Below are 17,299 nucleotides of genomic sequence, written 5' to 3' on the forward strand. Positions count from 1 at the left end.
CCGGTGGGATTTGCCGAAGACCTCCGGATCGTGGACGGGCCCGTCCTCTGGGCAGCCTGGGCCGCCGGCCTCGCGGGGGCGTTCTACCTGCTCCTGCCGCCGGGCGGCTGGCGGCGCCGGCGCACGCCCGCCACCCTCCTGGCCGCCTGCCTCCCCGCCCTTGCCGCGGTGCTCCTGGCGGCCGCCGTCGTATTGGCCGCGCACTGGCTCCTGGTGTACGCCCTCTACGCCTTCCCCGACGTGCTCCCGCCCGAGGTGCTCGCCTGGAGCGTCGCCGCCGTCGGCGCGCTGCTGCTGGCCCTCTTCCGGATCCGGTCCGCCCGCCGCCGGCCGCAGCCGTCGCGCCGCTGGGTTCCGGCCGCGGCATCGGCGGCCGCCGTCGCCTGCCTTCTGGGCCTGAGCGCGGTGCAGATCAACGCCTACTTCGGCCTGAACCACACGCTCGGCGACCTGGCCGGCACCGCGGTTGCCCGGGTCCAGCCGCTCGAACAGGAGCTGCAGCGCCGTCCGGGGGAGCGGCCCGTCGGCCTTGCCGGGTGGACACCGCCGCCGGGGCTGCCCGCAGCGGGCCTGGTCCGGAAGGCCGCGATCCCCGGGACCGCCTCCGGCTTCCGGAGCCGCGATGCGTACGTCTACCTGCCGCCGGCCTATCAGGCCAGTCCCCGGCCCGCGCTGCCGGTGCTGGTGCTGGTTTCGGGCCAGCCCGGCGGGCCGTCCGACTGGCTCACCGGCGGCGCCCTGCGCAGCCGGATGGACGCCTTCGCCAGGGCCCACCACGGGGTTGCGCCCGTCGTGGTGGTGGTCGACCCCAACGGCGCCCCCGAGGCGAACACGCTCTGCATGGACAGCAGGCTCGCGCGCGCCGACACCTTCCTGGCCACGGATGTGCCCGCCTGGATCCGCGGCACGCTCGACGTCGATCCGAACCCGCGGCAGTGGGCTGCCGGCGGGTTCTCCTTCGGCGCCACCTGTGCCGTACAGCTGGCGACCCGCCACCCCGACATCTACAGCGCGGCGCTGGCTTTCTCAAGCGAGGAGGAACCGGCCCTCGCCAAGGAGCGGCACCGGACCATCGAGGCGGCATTCGGCGGCGACACCGCGGCGTTCGAACGCCAGATACCGCTGCGGCTGCTGGAGGAACGCCGGTACGACGGCGCGGCCTACTTCGCCGCCGGTGAACGGGACACCCAGTTCGTCCGCTACCTGGACGTGCTCTCCGCCGCCGCACAGCGGGCCGGTTTCTCCGTCCGCCGGCAGCTCGTCCCCGGCGTGGGCCACTCCTGGGAAGTCGCGGCCCGCGCGCTGCCGTCGGGCCTTGACTTCTTGGCGGCCCGGTGGGGGATCGCGCCGTGACCGGCTGGCTGCGCCGGATCGCCCGGCACCTGCGCAGGATCCCGTTCTCCCTGGCGTTCCTGACGGTGTTCCTGGTGGTCGGGGCGGTGACCGGAAGCTTCCTGGGCGGGCCGCCCGCGGCCCTGCTGGAGGCCGCCTCGGTCAGCGCCCCCGGGCTGCAGGGCGGCCTGTGGTGGACGCTGTTCAGCTCGCTGTTCTTCGCCACCAACCCACTCGCGTACTTTGCCGCTTCCCTGATGATCCTGGGCCTGGTGGGCCTGGCCGAGCGGCTGCTCGGGCCGCTGCGGACGGCCGTGTTCTTTTTCGCCGGACAGTTCGCCGCGGTCACCCTGTTCCTCCTGGCCGCCCAGCTCGCCCAGTTTGCCGGCGACACCTGGCTCGGGGCCATGGTGGACGCGCGGCTGATCGGTCCCTACGCGGCGGTCCTGGCCGTTGTCCTGGCCGCATCCGCCCTGCTGCCGGCGCTGTGGCAGCGGCGGCTGAGGACGGCGGTGCTGTCCGCCTCGCTGCTGCTGGTGCTGTATGTCGGACACCCCGAAACGGTCGTCGGCCTGGCCGGAGCCGCAGTTGGGCTGTTGGCAGGCTGGTGGCTGCAGGGCGGGTCCGGAACCCTGCACCGGCACCGCTCCACCGGCCGGGAAACCCGCAACCTCCTCGCGCTGACGGTGGCCATCTTCGCCGTCGGCCCGATCATCACCGCGGCGGTGCGCAGCCCGGTCGGACCGCTTGCGCTGCTGCGGGACGTGGTGCTGAACCCGCTGCCCACGCTGAGCGAGCTGGAGCAGAACTGCAGCGGCGGCGTCGATATCAGCTGCCTCGGTGCCGGCCGGGAGGGCTACGCCGGACCGCTCGGCGTCGCCCTGGCAGTGGTCCCCGTGGTGTTGCTGCTGATCTGCGCCGACGGTATGCGGCACGGCCGCCGGCTCGCGTTGCGGATCGCTGTCCTGGTGCAGTTGGGTGTGACGGCCCTGGCCGCGGTGTACCTGGCCCTGCTGGCGCGGATCCCGCACTTCCCCGGCAGGCCGCACACCGCGGTGCTGGGGTCCGGCCTGGTCCATGTGCTGCCGCTGGTGGCCGTGCCGCTGGCCCTGGTGCTCCTGCTGCTCGCCAACCGGCGGCTGTTCCGGGTGGAAACCACCCGGAACGCCCGGCGCGCCCTGGGGCTGAGCGTGGCGGGAACGTTCCTGGTGCTGGCAGGGGCCTACACGGTGGCCTGGTTCGCCGCGGGCGGCCTGGTGCGCGACGGCGGCTGGTTCGGGCTCGCGGCCGAGCTTGCGCGGCAGTACCTACCGCTGCCGATTCCCGGCACCTACAGCCGCGTCTTCCAGGACCGGAACGCGGTGGAGGGCTTCCTGTTCGGCTATTCCGGCATCGTGTTCTGGGTTGTGGCACTGGCGGGCGTCTGGCTGGTCCTGCTCCGCCGCCACCACGGCTCGGACGCCGGGACCGGAGACCGCGATGTGGCGCGGCGGCTGATCCGGCAGGGCGGGGATTCCCTGTCCTGGATGGCGCTGTGGGAGCCGAACAGCTACTGGTTTGCTCCCGGCGGCCGTGGGGGAGTGGCCTACCAGCAACACGGGAACGTCGCGCTGACGGTCGCCGGACCGTTCGGGCCGGCCGCGCACCGCGGGGACACCGCAGTGCAGTTTCTGGCCTACTGCACCGAACACGCCCTGATCCCGGCCCTCTACTCCTGCACGGACGAGCTGTGGCCGTTGCTCCGGAGCCGGGGATTCCGGCGCGTCGCCGTCGCGCTGGAAACCCGTCTGGCGGTCCGCGAGCTGGACTTCAAAGGCAAGGAGTGGCAGAACGTCCGCACGGCGCTGAACCGCGCCGCCCGTACCGGCGTCCGGGCGGTCTGGGCCCGCTACCGCGACATCCCCGCCCCGCTGCGGGCGCAACTGAGCGAGATCTCCGAAGAGTGGGCGGCCCGGAAGCCCGTGCCGGAGATGGGATTCACACTGGGCGGACTCGATGAACTCGACGACGAGGACGTCCTGTGCTGCCTGGCTGTCGACCCGGCGGACCGCGTCCTCGGCGTGACCAGCTGGCTGCCGGTCCACGAGGACGGGAAACTGGTGAGCTGGACCCTGGATTTCATGCGCCGCCGCGGCGACGCCTTCCCCGGCGTGATGGAGTTCCTGATCGCCTCCGCGGTCCAGGAGCTGCGCCGCAGCGTGGAGGTCATCTCGCTGTCGGGTTCCCCGCTGGCCCGGGAAGAGGCTGGGGCGGCGGCCCCGGAGGAGCGCCCTGCCGGAGCGGACGGGGAGAGGGAGGGCCTGGCAGGAATTCTGGACGTGGTGGGACGGGCGCTGGAGCCCGTCTACGGCTTCCGTTCCCTGGCGGCCTTCAAGTCCCGCTTCAAGCCGGAATACCGCACCCTCTACCTGTACTACCAGGACCCCCTCCAGCTGCCCGCGATTGGCCGGGCCCTGAGCCGGGCGTACCTGCCCGATCTTTCGGTCCGCCAGAGCGCACGGCTGCTGCGGACACTGGTGCGCTAATTCGACACGGCACGCGCATTCCTGGTCGGCATAAATAGACCGGACAATTGCTGCGCCGGACAAAGAAATGGCCCCCGGCATAAATGCCGGGGACCATTTCCTGACAGGCTGCCGAGGCAGCCGGCAGATCAAACTAGACGACGGTGACGCCGGTGGCCTGCGGGCCCTTGGCGCCCTGACCGATCTCGAACTGAACGCGCTGGTTCTCGTCGAGGGTCTTGAAGCCGCCGGTCTGGATCTCGGAGTAGTGAACGAAGACGTCACCCTCGGAGTCGTCCGGGGTGATAAAGCCGAAGCCCTTTTCAGCGTTGAACCACTTGACGGTTCCCTGTGCCATTTAATTCTCCTCATTGATGGATCTTGAAGAAGTCCGGTGCACTGTGCACCGGGCTTGGTCACTCTGCGAGAAGAACCCTGGCTTCTACCGGACGGGCCGGAATTTCGGCGGCAGGCGCTTCGCGCTCGCAACATGTCTTGCGAGCATGAAAAACACCTACACAAAGACTGATACCAGAATTCCATGCCGCCCGCGTCTGGTCAACGGGTCCGCGCAGAATTGGCAGAAATTTTAGCTAAAGCGTTGATGAACGGCCGGAACCCGGTCAAAGAGGCCGCGGGAGACGTCCGGTGGAGAATAGCGGCGCGCGCAAAAGGCAGCATTAGGAAAGCGGCTCAAGCCATTCTCCGCGCCGCATTACCCGGTGCAGTTCCAGCCCGGAATTGACCACGACGGCGTCCGCGGACAACCCCGGCCGCAGTGCCCCGAGCTCGGCGCCGAGGCCGAGGACCGCCGCCGGAACCTCGGAGGCCGATCGGACGGCGTCGGGCAGCGGAACCCCGGCAGCCACGGTGCGGCGCACGACCTCCAGCAAGGTGGCGGTCCCGCCGGCCAGGGCACCGCCGTCGGCCAAGCGGGCGACGCCGTCCGCGACGGTGACAGCGGCGCGGCCCAGGGCGTAGCCGCCGTCGGGCAGCCCGGCGGCGGCCATGGAGTCGGTGACCAGGGCGATGTTGGCGGCGCCGGCCAACGCGAAGACGGTGGCGACGACGGCCGGGTCCAGGTGGACGCCGTCAGCCACCAGCTCAAGCACGGTGTGCCCGGCCGCAGCGCTGCGCAGGCAGGCGGCAACCGGCCCCGGGTTCCGGTGGTGCAGCGGGGGCATGCCGTTGAAGAGGTGCGTTACGGTGGGCCGGCCGCCGCGGCCGGGGGCCTCAGCGGTGAGCGCAGCCCCGGCCTCCAGCAGCGCTGCGGCGGCGGTCGCGTCGTCGCAGTCGGTGTGGCCAAGCGAGGGGATCACGCCGTGCCGGGCCAGTTCCCGCACCAGCGCCCCCGCGCCCGGCAGCTCCGGCGCGAAGGTCATTGAAGCGAGCGCACCGCCGGCAGCCGCCAGCAGCTCGGCCAGCAGCCCGGGGTCCGGGTCGCACAGGAATGCCGGGTCCTGGGCTCCGCAGCGGGCCGCGGCCAGGAAGGGCCCTTCCAGCAGCATGCCGGCCAGCAGACCCTCGTCGCAGAGCCGGGCATGCAGCCGGAGTCCGCGCAGCAGCGTCCCGCGCGGGGCGGTGACGAGGCCGGCGAGCACGGTGGTGGTGCCGGAGCGGTGCAGGAAGTCGAGGGCGCGGCGGGAGCCCGCCTCGTCGCCGGCGGTGAAATCGCCGCCGGCCGACCCGTGGCAGTGCAGGTCCACGAGTCCGGGAAGGATCAGCGCGCCGGGCGGCAGGTGCAGCTCGCGTACCGGTCCGGAATCGGCGGCAGGCGCTGTTCTATCGAACACGGCTTTATCGAACCCGGCGCTGTCGAACCCGGCGCGGTCGAATCCGGCTGCGGGCCCGGCGTAGGCAATCCGGCCTTCCGCCACGGCCAGCACTCCGTCCTCAACGACGGTGCCGCCGCTGACCAGCGTGCCGGTGAGCAGCTGGCGGGCGTTAGCGGCGGGGTCCATGTGCCGAGTCTAGGCGGGAGCCGCGGCCTGTGCGGTTAGAAGAGCCGGGATTCGCTGTCATCGACGCCGCGCATGGCGTCGTAGTCCAGGGTGACGCAATCGATGCCGCGGTCGTTGGCCAGCACCCTGGCCTGGGGCTTGATCTGCTGGGCGGCGAAGATGCCGCGTACCGGGGCCAGCAGGGGATCCCGGTTGAGCAGTTCGAGGTAGCGGGTGAGCTGTTCGACGCCGTCGATGTCGCCGCGGCGCTTGAGCTCGATGGCGACGGTGCCGCCGCTGGCGTCCCGCGCCAGGATGTCCACCGGGCCGATCGCGGTGAAGTACTCGCGGCGGATCAGTGAGAAGCCGGTGCCGAGGGTTTCGATCTGGTCCGCCAGCAGCCGCTGCAGGTCCGCCTCGACTCCGTCCTTGATCAGTCCGGGGTCCTGGCCCAGTTCGTGCGAGGTGTCGTGCAGTTGCTCGTGGATGTTGATGATCAGGCGGTCATCGGTCTTGGTGGACTGCACGGTCCACTGCTCGATCACGCCGGCCTCGACGTCGACCTCCTCCGGGGTGGAGATGCGCAGGCGGGCGGGGGGACTCATCCAGTTCAGCGGCTTGTAGGATCCGCCGTCCGAGTGGACCAGTACGGAGCCGTCGGCTTTGACGAGCAGCAGCCGGGTGGCGAGCGGGAGGTGGGCCTTGAGCCGGCCGACATAATCAACGGAGCAACGGGCTATGACTAAACGCACCCGGTCAACACTACCGTCTGATGCCAGGGTGCCGTCGCGTTCGTCCCCGGCCGCCGGCGGCTGGGGCAGAATGGAAGCATGCCGCGTTCCAACCGACCCCGCCGTGCCGCGGGCAAAGCCCCCTCCGGGCGGGGATCCGGCAGGACGGGCGGCGGCAAGCACGCCGCCGGCCCGGCCCCCGAACTGGACCTGGAGCGTGCGCGCACCGGGATTGCCCGGCGGGAGAGCGCGCCCGACGGCGAATGGATGGTCCGCCTGATCTCCGCCGACCGGGCCGGCAAGACCTATGTCTGCCCCGGCTGCTCCACGGCGGTCCCCCCGGGCACCGCGCACCTGGTGGTCTGGGCCGAGGACCACCTCTTCGGTGCGGCCGCCGGCCTTGCCGAGCGGCGGCACTGGCACTCCAACTGCTGGACCTCCCGGCGCTACCGGTACCGCTGAACGCCCGCAGGCAACCCGGTCGCTAAGCTGGAGGGCATGACTTTCGACCCGGCGTCCTACGTATTCAGCCAGCCCACCGAGCCCACCGCGATCCGGGCCTCGACCGTGCTTCCGGCGCACCGCGAGAACGTGGAGCTCCGCACCGCGGACGGGCACCGGCTGGTCGGTGAGCTGGCGCTGCCGGAATCGGGCGAGATCAAGGCCACCCTCATCACGCTGCACCCGCTGCCGACGCACGGCGGTTTCATGGATTCCCACGTCTACCGCAAGGCCTCCTACCGGCTGCCGGCGCTCGCCGGCATCGCGGTGCTGCGCTTCAATACCCGCGGCACCTCCTCGCCGCGAGGCACCAGCCAGGGCTCCTTCGAGGAGGGCATCGGGGAACGCTACGACGTCGAGGCAGCGGTACAGTTCGCCGTCGACCGCGGGCTGCCCAACCGCTGGCTGGTCGGCTGGTCGTTCGGAACGGAACTGGCGCTGATGTACGGCGCCACCGGGGCGGTGGCCGGGGCGATCGAGGGCGCCATCCTCCTCTCACCCCCGCTGCACCGCGCCACGGACGTCCATTTGAAGGAATGGGCGGCGTTCGGCAAACCGCTGAAGGTCCTGGTCCCGGAACACGACGATTACCTGCAGCCGGCAGCCGCCGCTGAGCGCTTCGCCCTGGTGCCGCACGCCGACGTCGTGGGCGTCGACGGCGCCAAGCACCTCTGGGTGGGGGAGAAGTACGCCGGCCGGGTGCTCAACGAGATCGTCGCCGAGGTGCTTCCGGGCGGCAGCGCGGCCGAGCTGCCGGGGCACTGGAGCGGACCGGTGGCCACGGCGCACGCCTGAGCGCACCCGTTCCGGACAACCGCGGGGAAAACAGACAGCCGCTGCGTGGGCCCACGCAGCGGCTGTCCGTTTCCGGCGCGGAAACGCTAGTGCTTGTCCTGGCGGACGATGAAGATTTCCTTCACCAGCAGCATCACGGCAGCCGCCGTCGGAATGGCGATCAGGGCGCCCAGCACGCCGAGCACGCTGCCGCCGGCGATGACCGAGATCACGGCCACCGCCCCGGGCACCGCGACGGCCTTCTGCATGATGCGCGGGGAGATGAAGTACGCCTCGAACTGCAGGTAGGCGAAGTAGCAGATCGCGTACACCACGGCCGTCTGCCAACCGGCGGTCAGCGAAATCAGCGTCACCAGGACGCCGGCGATCATCCCGCCCACCAGCGGAATGAAAGCCAGCAGGGCCACGACGAAGGCGAGCAGGACCGCGAACGGGACGCCGACGATCGACATCACGATGAAGGCGAAGGTGGCGTTGAGCAGCGCCACGCACACCTGGCCGATGACGTAGTTGCCGACCGAGCCGGTGATCTCCTCGGACAGGGCCTCGACCCTGGCCCGGCGCGAACGCGGCGCCAGCCGGTAGCCCCACTTCTTCATGGACGGCATGGCCGAGAGGAAGTACAGGCTGAGGACCAGCACAATCAGCGCACCGAACAGGCCGTTGGCCACGGTCGAGCCGAAGCCGACGACGCCGCCGAAGATCCCGCCCATGGCCTCCGGGTTGTTGACGAACTTCTCCAGCTCCTGGGTAATCCGCTCCCGGACCCCGAACTGGCTGTCCAGCGAGCGGAAGAAATCGGAGTCGATGAAGTCCTGGATCCAGTGCGGCGCCTCCCGCACGATCTGGGTGACCTGCTGCACGATGGTGGGGATCAGGGTGGCGAAGAATCCGGTGACCGCGAGGGCCAGGACCGCCACGGAGACCACGATGCCCGCGGGCCGGGGCACCTTTTTGGCCTCGAGCCAGCGCACCACAGGATCAAGGCCCAGCGCGATGAACAGGGCGGTCACGATCCAGAGCAGCAGCTGCGTGGTGTTCGAACCGATCCAGTACACCAGCAGGGCGGCGCCGACGCCGACCGTCCCCATGAAACCGACGTACAGCGGATGCTGGGCGGACATCCGCGGGCCCGGGTTGCCGAATTTCGCCGTGTCCCCGGTCTCCGACCCGGTTCCGGGCTCCTCCTCATGCTCGGGGGGCATCTCGAAGCGCAGCCGCGGCTGGGCACCGGGCAACGGCTGCCGCAGCCGGCGGGCGAGGGAGACCAGGAACCCGGCCGCCGCCGCCCGCGGATGGGACACACGCGGGGCGGAAACAGCCGGGGCGGAAACACCCGGAGCGGGAAGCGGAGCGGCGGACGCCTGCGGGCTGCGCGGCTGGCCACCGGATTCCCGACTGGCTGCTGGTCCGGCGGGGGAGGAATCCGTGGGTTCAGTCACTGCGTTGAATGCCTTTTTGGTCTGCGGTTTCCCTGCGGAACCGCGGTTGCGGGCAGGGTGTGATGATCACCGCAAACACTATCAGCAGCCCCGTGAACTGGCGGGTTGGCGGGGTCTTTGACGGCACGCGCCGGCGACAGGCGGCAGCCCCGATCTGACTCGCAGGTAACAAAACGGTTACTCTTAAACCTACGTGTCCGCTGATGATAGGTAATATTTTGCGTTTCAAGACTGCAGTTGCACTTGTGCTGCTCGGCCTCCTGACACTGCTGGCCGGGATCGGGCAGAAGACGTTCTGGGCTCCGGCCGAGACCGTCATCGCCACCGCGCCCTCGGGCGGCAGCGCCGCCCCGCTGACCGTCTTTGACGAGAAACTGCGCACCCTGCATGGCGGCACGGTGAAGATCCACATCAAGGGCGAAGGCAGCTTCATGCTGGCCTCCGGCCGGCCGGACGACGTCGACGCCTGGGTCGGCAAGACCGCCCACAACACGGTCTCCGGCGTCTCCGAGGACGGTAAGTCACTGCAGCTCGACCACACTGACGGAGAGGACAGCGCGCCCTCGCCCGCCGGCTCGGACCTGTGGGTGACCACGGAAAACGCCAACGGTGAGCTCGACTACTCGTGGACCGCCCCAGCAGACGGCGACTGGTCGCTCCTCCTGGCGGCGGACGGTAAGAAGCCCGCCCCCGCCTCCATCTCGATGACGTTCCCCAATGACACGGCCACCCCCTGGGCCATCCCCCTGATGGTGCTCGGCGGACTGCTGGTGCTGGCCGGGGTTGCCCTGCTGGTCCTCAAGCCCAAGGCGCGCAACGGCAAGGGCGGCGGCACGGCCGCCGGCGGGGCCAAGGACGGCCTGCCCGCCAGCCCGGCTCCTGAGGGGCCCGAGGCCAAGACCGGGCACACCAGCCAGCGCACCCGGGCCGGCAGTGCCGGAGCGGCGGTCGCCCTGCTGACCGCTGCCGCGGTCGGCGGCACCGGCGTCGCCGCCCAGGCGAGCCAGAGCCCGGCACCCTCGCCGTCTGCAACCTCCGCCGCCGCACAGGAGTCCGGTACGCCGGTCCTGGTCGACGCCCAGTTCCGCCGCATCCTCGAACAGGTTGCCAGCGCCGTGAACGCCGGCGACGCGGCCAAGGACGCCGCCAAGCTGGCGCCGCGCGTCGGCTCGACCGAGCTTGAGGTGCGCAAGCAGAACTATAAGATCCGGTCCAGCGTGGGCAGCTATGAACCCCGCATGCCGGTCCGCGCCACGAAGCTGCTCACCACGGTCGTCAGCAACAACCGCGAATGGCCGCGCCAGGTCATGGCCGTCACCCAGGGCGACGGCAACGTCGTGCCGCAGCTGCTGACCCTGGTCCAGGCCTCCGCCCGCGAGAACTATAAGCTCGTCGGCGCCACACCGCTGCAGCCGGGCACCACCTTCCCCGGCATCAACCGCGGCGGCACCGAAACGCCGGCCGCCTCGGATAAGTCCGGTCTGCTGTACAGCGGCGAGGAGGCCCTGTCCGGCCTCGCCGACCGGCTCACCAAGGCGGATTCGAGCTTCAAGGACAAGCTGGCCGAGGGCAAGTCCTCGCCCTACATTGCGGACACCCTGGCCTACCAGAAGGACGTCGTGGCGTCCGGCAAGAACGGCAAGTTCGCCTTCAGCCACAAGGTTGATCCGGCCAGCACCGTGGTGTTCCGGACCGCCGACGGCGGCGCACTGGTCCTGGGCCGGCTGAACTTCGCGCTGGACGGCACGCCGAAGAACTCCGGGGACAAGCTCACCATCGGCAGCGACGCGGCGGCCCTGGCCGGGGGCAAGGAAACCAGCACCGGCATGGTCCTGAGCTTCGCCGAGTCCGTGGCCGTGTACGTCCCGCCGGCCGGCTCCCAGGATCCGATGAAGCTGGTTGCCGCCACCCGCGGGCTGGTGGGAGCCAAGTTCAAGTAGCACCGGTTCACGTAGGACAGGGCCGGTACCGCACCGGCACCGCAGCATAGGACAGCACCCCAACGACCGGGCCGCAACCGCGGCCCGGTCGTTGCCGCGTCAGGCGTAGTGGATAGAGTGGAGTCATGACTTCGCCAGCCTCCCGCCCGGTCCCGCCAGCTGCCGCAAACCCGCTGAACCTGCGGGGCGCCGTCGACCTTTCCTCGCTCAAACAGCGGCCCGCGCCGCCGGCGCCGGCCGCCCCGGGCCAGCCCGGCCCCGGTGGCCCCGGCGGCCCCGGCGGCCAGGGTGGCCCGTCGGAGGGAAGCGCCGGCACGCCGCTGCGGGTCGACGTCACCGAGGGCAACTTCCAGGAACTTGTCGACCTCTCCGCCCAGGTCCCCGTCGTCATCGCGCTGTGGGCCGGTTACTCCCCGGGCTCCGCGCAGCTGGTGGACGCGCTGGAACAGATCGTCGAAGGCTACGCCGGGCGCCTCGTCCTGGGCGCCGCCGACATCGAAGCATTCCCCGCACTCGCGCAGGCCTTCCAGGTCCAGGCGGTTCCCACCGCCGTCGCCGTGGTCAAGGGGCAGCCCGTGCCGCTGTTCCAGGGCGGCGCCGACGAACAGCAGGTGCGCAGCCTGTTCGATGAACTGCTCAAGGTCGCCGCGGCCAACGGGGTGACCGGCCGGATCGGCGCGGGCGGCCCCGGTACCGCCGAGCCCGAGGCCCCGCCGCTGCCGCCGCTGCACCAGAAAGCCTTCGACGCCATCGAGGCCGGCGACTATGCCGGCGCGGCGGCAGCCTACCGCCAGGCGCTCACCGAAATGCCCTCGGACGCCGAAGCCAAGGCGGGGCTTGCGCAGGTGGAGCTCATGGGCCGCCTGGAATCGCTCTCCGCCGCCGAGACGGAGGCAGTGCGCAGCCGCGCTGCGCAGGAACCGGACAACCTGGAGGCACAGCTCGCCGTCGCCGACCTGGACGTCGCCGGCGGCCACGTGGAGGACGGCCTGGGCCGGATCGTGGCCTTCATCGGCCGGAACTTCGGCCCCGAACGCGAAACCGCCCGGGTGCGCCTGCTTGAGCTGTTCGACGTCGTCGGCACCTCCGATCCGCGGGTCGCCAAGGCCCGCCAGAACCTCGCGCGGGTGCTGTTCTGATGGGGTCGGCTCTCTTCAGCCCCCTCGAGCTGCGTTCGCTCCGGCTGGAGCACCGCGGCTGGGTGTCGCCGATGTGCCAGTACAGCTGCGAACCGGAGACCGGTGAGGGCGTACCCAACGACTGGCACCTGATGCACCTCGGGTCCTTCGCCACCGGCGGCGCCGCCCTGATCCTGACCGAGGCCGCCGCCGTCAACGCCGCCGGTCGGATCAGCCCGCGCGACGCCGGCCTGTACAACGACAGCCAGGCCGAAGCCTGGCAGCGGATCGTCGCCTTCGTGCACCGGCACGGCAGCGCCGGCGCCAAGATCGGCACCCAGCTCGCGCACGCCGGCCGCAAGGCCTCGTCCTATTGGCCGTTCTCCGGCAAAGCCGGCACCGTCCCGGCCGACGAGGGCGGCTGGGAAACCGTGGGCCCGGGCACCGGGGCTTTCGACGGCTACGCGCCGCCGTCGGCGATGACCGAGGCCGAGATCGACGGCGTGATCGCCGACTTCGCCGCCGCCGCGGTCCGGGCGGTCGACGCCGGCTTCGACACCATCGAGATCCACGGTGCGCACGGGTACCTGCTACACCAGTTCCAGAGCCCGCTCGTCAACGACCGCACGGATGGCTGGGGCGGCAGCGAGGCGGGCCGGAACCGGCTGACCCTCGCCGTGGTCGACGCCGTGCGGGACGTCATGCCCGACTCCATGCCGCTGCTGCTGCGTATCTCCGCCTCGGACTGGGCCGAAGGGGGCATCGATGCCGAGACCTCGGTCCGGCTGGCACGCGCCGCCGGGGAACACGGGGTGGACCTCGTGGACGTGTCCAGCGGCGGGGCCGTGGCCCACCAGTCGATCCCGGTGGGCCCGGGGTACCAGACCGGTTTCAGTGCCCGGATCCGGCGCGAGGCCGGCGTCCGGACCGGCACCGTTGGCCTGCTGACCTCGGCCGGGCAGGCCGAGCACGCCGTCGCCACCGGACAGGCGGACGGGGTGTTCATCGCCCGGGCCGCGCTCCGGGACCCGCACTGGTGGCTGCGCGCCGCCTTCGAACTGGGGCACGAGCTGGCCTGGCCGCCGCAGTACGAGCGCGCCATCCCGCGGCACGTGTATTAGCGGTCCGGCCGGGCCGGGGTAGTCCGCTGGGATGAACGCCTGAAGTACCCCTTCCGGACGACCCGTTTCGCGGCGGTGGGCAGTTAGTCTAACGTCATGACTTTCGATCAACCGTCCGGGCCGGTCCCGGCATTGGCGCTGCGCGGACTGGCCAAGCGCTTCGGCCCGAAGATCGCCGTTGACGGCATCAGCCTCGACGTTCCGGCGGGCTCCTTCTACGGCATTGTCGGACCGAATGGCGCCGGCAAGACGACGACCCTGTCGATGGCCACCGGGCTGCTCCGGCCGGACTTCGGCACCGCCCTGGTCCACGGGGTGGACGTGTGGCGCCGGCCGCTGGAGGCCAAGAAGCTGATGGGTGTCCTTCCCGACGGCGTCCGGCTCTTCGACCGCCTGACCGGCGCCCAGCTGGTGAGCTATGCGGGCCTGCTGCGCGGCATGGACCGGGAGATTGTGGCGTCCCGGGTGGCGGAACTGCTCGCGGCCCTGGACCTCAGCCAGGACGCCGGAACCCTCGTGGTGGACTACTCCGCCGGCATGACCAAGAAAATTGCCCTCGCCTCCGCACTCATCCACGCGCCCCGGCTCCTGGTGCTGGACGAGCCGTTCGAGTCCGTCGACCCGGTCTCGGCCGCCAACATCCGGGACATCCTGGACCGCTACGTGGCCTCGGGCGGCACGGTCATTGTCTCCAGCCACGTCATGGACCTGGTGCAGCGCATGTGCGACCACGTCGCCGTCGTCGCCAACGGGCGGGTGCTGGCCGCCGGCACCGTCGACGAGGTGCGCGCCGGGGCAACCCTGGAGGACCGCTTCGTCCAGCTGGTGGGCGGCCGCAGCCACGCGGAAGGGCTGGAATGGTTGCGCACCTTCTAAGGCTCAAGCTCACCCTGCTGCGCAACGGCCTGCGGCGCAGCCCCTGGCAGCTGGTGGGCCTGGCGATCGGCACGCTCTATGCCCTGGGGCTGGTGGGAACCGGCATCGCCGGGCTGGTGCTGCTGCGCTCCGCCGACGCCGCCACCGCCCAGACGGTGGTGGTGCTGGGCGGCGCGGCCGCGGTCCTGGGCTGGGCCATCGTTCCGATCATTGCCTCCGCGGCCGACATGACCCTGGATCCGGCCCGTTTCACGACCTTTGCGGTGCCAATGCCGCAGTTGCTGGCCGGCCTGGCACTCGCCGGGCTGATCGGCATCCCGGGGGCCGCGACGTCGCTGGTCGCCCTGGCCACGGTGGCCACCTGGTCGCGGGGCGTTCCGGCTGCGGCCGGCGCCCTCGCCGGCGCGGTGCTCGGCGTGCTGACCTGCGTGGTGGTCTCCAAGGTCGCCACTGCCGGCACGGCGGGCCTGGCGAGCTCGCGGCGGTTCAAGGACGCCAGTGCGATCGCCTTCCTGATCCCGCTGGTGCTGATGGGGCCGATCCTGGCCGGACTCAGCCGGGAGATCGCTGCCTCCACCGGTTTCCTGGCTGAACTGGCCCGGATCCTGGCCTGGACCCCCGCCGGCGCCGCCTGGGCCCTCGGCGGCGACCTCGCGGCCGGCAACTACTGGCAGGCGGCGCTGAAGTTCCTGATCGCCGCCGCCACCCTGGCCGCCCTGGCCTGGGTGTGGAAGCTGCTGCTGCTGCGGGCCCTCGTGACCCCGCCCTACGCCGGCACTGCGAAGAAAAAGTCTTCCGGCCTGGGGGTTTTCGGGCTGGTCCCGGCCACTCCGGCCGGCGCCGTCGCGGCTCGTTCCCTCAGCTACTGGCTGCGGGACCCGCGCTACGCCGGCGCGCTGGTGGTGGTGCCGCTGCTTCCGGTCCTGCTGTTCTTCCAAGCCAGCCAGACCGGGTTCTACGGGATCCTGCAGGCTGTCGGGCCGTTGACGGCCTTCCTGCTGGCGTGGTCGATCGCCTCGGACGTCTCCTACGACAGCACCGCGTTCGCGCTGCACGTCTCCACCGGCGTGCGCGGGGTCGACGACCGGCTGGGACGGGCCGCTGCCTGCCTGGTCTTTGCCCTCCCCGTCGTGCTGCTCTTCAGCGTCGCGCCGATGTTCCTGACCGGGCAGTGGCAGTTGCTGCCCGGCCTGGTGGGCCTGTCCCTGGGCGTGCTGTTCAGCGGGCTGGGGCTGTCCTCGGTGGTGTCCGCCCGCTACACCGTGCCGGTGCCGCTGCCCGGCGACAGCCCGTTCAAGAAGCCTCCGGGCAACGTGGCCCAGACCCTGGCGGTGCAGTTCGGCGGCATGGCCGTCCTGCTGCTGCTGGTAAGCCCCGAGGTGGTGCTGGTGGCGTTGCAGCTGGCCGGCGGCGGCCCTGTCTTCGGCTGGGCCTGCCTGATCCTGGGACCGGTCCTGGGCCTGGCCCTCTTCGCGGTGGGCGTGCGGCTGGGCGGCAGATGGTTTGATGCCCGCAGCCCGGAACTGCTGGCGCAGCTGGCCATCAACCGCTGACCGGGTCCGAGGGCCCGGGCCGCCCGGCCGGTCCGGGGGTAGCCTGCTCTGCATGGAAGTCGTCATCCTTCCGGGCGCCAAAGCCGTCGCCGACCTCGCCGCGGACGCCGTCGAGTCCCTGCTCCGGCGCAAGCCCGACGCCGTGCTGGGCCTTGCCGCCGGAACCTCGCCGCTGCCGGTCTACGCGGAACTCGGGCGGCGGCACGCCGGCAGCGGCCTGGATTTCAGCCGGGCGACGGCGTTCATCCTGGATGAATATGCCGGGCTCCCCGCCGGACATCCCGGATCCTTCAGGTCCGTGATCGGCCGGGAATTCACCGCCCGCGTGAACATCGACCCGGCGAACGTGCACGGCCCCGACGGCCAGGCGGCGGACATACCGGCGGCGTGCAGCGCCTACGAGGACGCCATCCGGGACGCCGGGGGAGTGGACCTGCAGCTGCTCGGGCTCGGCACCGACGGCCATGTCGGCTTCAACGAGCCCGGTTCCTCGCTGGCGTCCCGGACCCGGATCAAGACCCTCGTCGAGCAGACCCGCCGGGACAATGCGCGCTTCTTCGGGTCCCTGGCCGAGGTCCCGCAGCACGTGCTCACCCAGGGCCTCGGCACCATTTTGGAGGCCCGGCACCTTGTCCTCCTGGCCACCGGGGCGCGGAAGGCCCAGCCGGTCCACGATCTCGCCGAGGGCCCGGTGGCGGCGCTCTGCCCGGCGTCGGTGCTGCAGCTGCATCCGCACGTCACCGTGCTGCTGGACGAGGCGGCGGCTTCCTCCCTGCGACTCGCCGACTACTACCGGCACAGTTACGAGCACAAGCCCAGCTGGCAGGGGCTTTAGCGGCGGCGCCGGCGTCCGGCGTCGAGATTCTGTCCGCGCCAGCGGCTAAGATGGGTGTCATGACCAGCAAGACGCATCCCGTGATGAGCGCCCCGGAAACGACACCGGAAGAAGCACCGGAAAGCGCCCTGGGAAACAACCCGGAGAACAACATGCGAAACAGCCTGGACAACAACCCGGACACCGACCCGATGCGCGAGCTCTCCGGAGCAGGCACATCGACGGCCACGATCGAGCGCGAGGAGCTGCGCCAGGAAGTGGAACCGGGCGACCGGGAGCGCTTCGCGCACTACGTGCGCAAGGAAAAGATCATGGAATCGGCCCTCTCCGGCGAACCCGTCATCGCCCTGTGCGGCAAGGTCTGGACGCCCGGCCGGGATCCGAAGAAGTTCCCCGTCTGCCCTGAGTGCAAAGAGGTCTACGAGGGCCTCCGCCCGGGCGGCGACGGCGGCGAGTAGCCCGCAGCCGGGCACGCCCGGCCACGTTTTTCTGCAGTAGCGCCCGCGGCCCTGGCCGGCGGCGGTCCTGCATTCCTGATGACCCGTTCATCCGACGAAGATTGGTGTTTTTGTGCTTATTTGGGTTTCTCCGGGACCGGCTGCGGTGCGCGG

15 protein-coding genes are annotated in these 17,299 nt (G+C 71.0%); 11 read left to right on the forward strand and 4 right to left on the reverse strand.

Annotated features, from left to right (window positions below):
- Window positions 1–30 precede the first annotated feature (30 nt).
- Complete coding sequence (locus ACTWLI_RS11545; RefSeq protein ID WP_445153983.1) at window positions 31–1,353, forward strand: alpha/beta hydrolase; 1,323 nt, start codon at window positions 31–33, stop codon at window positions 1,351–1,353.
- Window positions 1,350–3,857: a bifunctional lysylphosphatidylglycerol flippase/synthetase MprF gene (locus ACTWLI_RS11550; RefSeq protein WP_445153984.1), complete on the forward strand. Its 2,508-nt coding sequence runs from the start codon at window positions 1,350–1,352 to the stop codon at window positions 3,855–3,857. The genes ACTWLI_RS11545 and ACTWLI_RS11550 overlap by 4 nt, the downstream gene beginning before the upstream one ends.
- 133 nt (window positions 3,858–3,990) lie before the next feature.
- Here ACTWLI_RS11550 and ACTWLI_RS11555 read toward each other — a convergent pair whose 3' ends face one another.
- From ACTWLI_RS11555 to nucS, 3 genes are all read right to left on the reverse strand, one after another.
- Window positions 3,991–4,194: a cold-shock protein gene (locus ACTWLI_RS11555; RefSeq protein ID WP_056738186.1), complete on the reverse strand. Its 204-nt coding sequence runs from the start codon at window positions 4,192–4,194 to the stop codon at window positions 3,991–3,993.
- A gap of 322 nt (window positions 4,195–4,516) precedes the next feature.
- Window positions 4,517–5,797: an N-acetylglucosamine-6-phosphate deacetylase gene (locus tag ACTWLI_RS11560; RefSeq protein WP_445153985.1), complete on the reverse strand. Its 1,281-nt coding sequence runs from the start codon at window positions 5,795–5,797 to the stop codon at window positions 4,517–4,519.
- A 35-nt stretch (window positions 5,798–5,832) separates the two neighbouring features.
- Complete coding sequence (nucS, locus tag ACTWLI_RS11565; protein ID WP_445153986.1) at window positions 5,833–6,528, reverse strand: endonuclease NucS; 696 nt, start codon at window positions 6,526–6,528, stop codon at window positions 5,833–5,835.
- A 78-nt stretch (window positions 6,529–6,606) separates the two neighbouring features.
- On the opposite strand from nucS, the gene ACTWLI_RS11570 reads away from it, so the two are divergent.
- Window positions 6,607–6,969 carry an ATP/GTP-binding protein gene (locus tag ACTWLI_RS11570; RefSeq protein WP_445153987.1) on the forward strand — a complete coding sequence of 121 codons (363 nt, stop codon included), beginning with the start codon at window positions 6,607–6,609 and terminating at the stop codon, window positions 6,967–6,969.
- Between the two features lie 36 nt (window positions 6,970–7,005).
- Window positions 7,006–7,803: an alpha/beta hydrolase gene (locus ACTWLI_RS11575; protein WP_445153988.1), complete on the forward strand. Its 798-nt coding sequence runs from the start codon at window positions 7,006–7,008 to the stop codon at window positions 7,801–7,803.
- 86 nt (window positions 7,804–7,889) lie between these two features.
- On the opposite strand, the gene ACTWLI_RS11580 is transcribed toward ACTWLI_RS11575, so the two are convergent.
- Window positions 7,890–9,245 carry an AI-2E family transporter gene (locus ACTWLI_RS11580; RefSeq protein ID WP_445153989.1) on the reverse strand — a complete coding sequence of 452 codons (1,356 nt, stop codon included), beginning with the start codon at window positions 9,243–9,245 and terminating at the stop codon, window positions 7,890–7,892.
- A gap of 203 nt (window positions 9,246–9,448) precedes the next feature.
- On the opposite strand from ACTWLI_RS11580, the gene ACTWLI_RS11585 reads away from it, so the two are divergent.
- The 7 genes from ACTWLI_RS11585 (at window position 9,449) to ACTWLI_RS11615 (ending at window position 17,146) form a co-directional block, all read left to right on the forward strand.
- Window positions 9,449–11,185: a hypothetical protein gene (locus ACTWLI_RS11585; RefSeq protein WP_445153990.1), complete on the forward strand. Its 1,737-nt coding sequence runs from the start codon at window positions 9,449–9,451 to the stop codon at window positions 11,183–11,185.
- 125 nt (window positions 11,186–11,310) lie between these two features.
- Window positions 11,311–12,324, forward strand: coding sequence for a co-chaperone YbbN (locus ACTWLI_RS11590; RefSeq protein ID WP_445153991.1), 1,014 nt, complete (start codon window positions 11,311–11,313; stop codon window positions 12,322–12,324).
- On the forward strand, window positions 12,324–13,424 hold the full coding sequence (locus ACTWLI_RS11595) for an NADH:flavin oxidoreductase/NADH oxidase (RefSeq protein ID WP_445153992.1): 1,101 nt from the start codon (window positions 12,324–12,326) through the stop codon (window positions 13,422–13,424). Before ACTWLI_RS11590 ends, ACTWLI_RS11595 begins: the two co-directional genes overlap by 1 nt.
- Window positions 13,425–13,520: 96 nt before the next feature.
- Complete coding sequence (locus ACTWLI_RS11600; RefSeq protein ID WP_445153993.1) at window positions 13,521–14,300, forward strand: ABC transporter ATP-binding protein; 780 nt, start codon at window positions 13,521–13,523, stop codon at window positions 14,298–14,300.
- Window positions 14,282–15,853, forward strand: a complete 1,572-nt coding sequence (locus tag ACTWLI_RS11605; RefSeq protein ID WP_445153994.1) for a transporter — start codon at window positions 14,282–14,284, stop codon at window positions 15,851–15,853. Before ACTWLI_RS11600 ends, ACTWLI_RS11605 begins: the two co-directional genes overlap by 19 nt.
- Window positions 15,854–15,905: 52 nt before the next feature.
- Window positions 15,906–16,688, forward strand: coding sequence for a glucosamine-6-phosphate deaminase (gene nagB, locus ACTWLI_RS11610; RefSeq protein ID WP_445153995.1), 783 nt, complete (start codon window positions 15,906–15,908; stop codon window positions 16,686–16,688).
- A gap of 152 nt (window positions 16,689–16,840) precedes the next feature.
- Entirely contained in the window at window positions 16,841–17,146 is a 306-nt protein-coding gene (locus tag ACTWLI_RS11615; RefSeq protein WP_056738648.1) for a DUF3039 domain-containing protein, read from the forward strand.
- Window positions 17,147–17,299 lie beyond the last annotated feature (153 nt).

Source organism: Arthrobacter sp. Hor0625 (assembly GCF_052567525.1).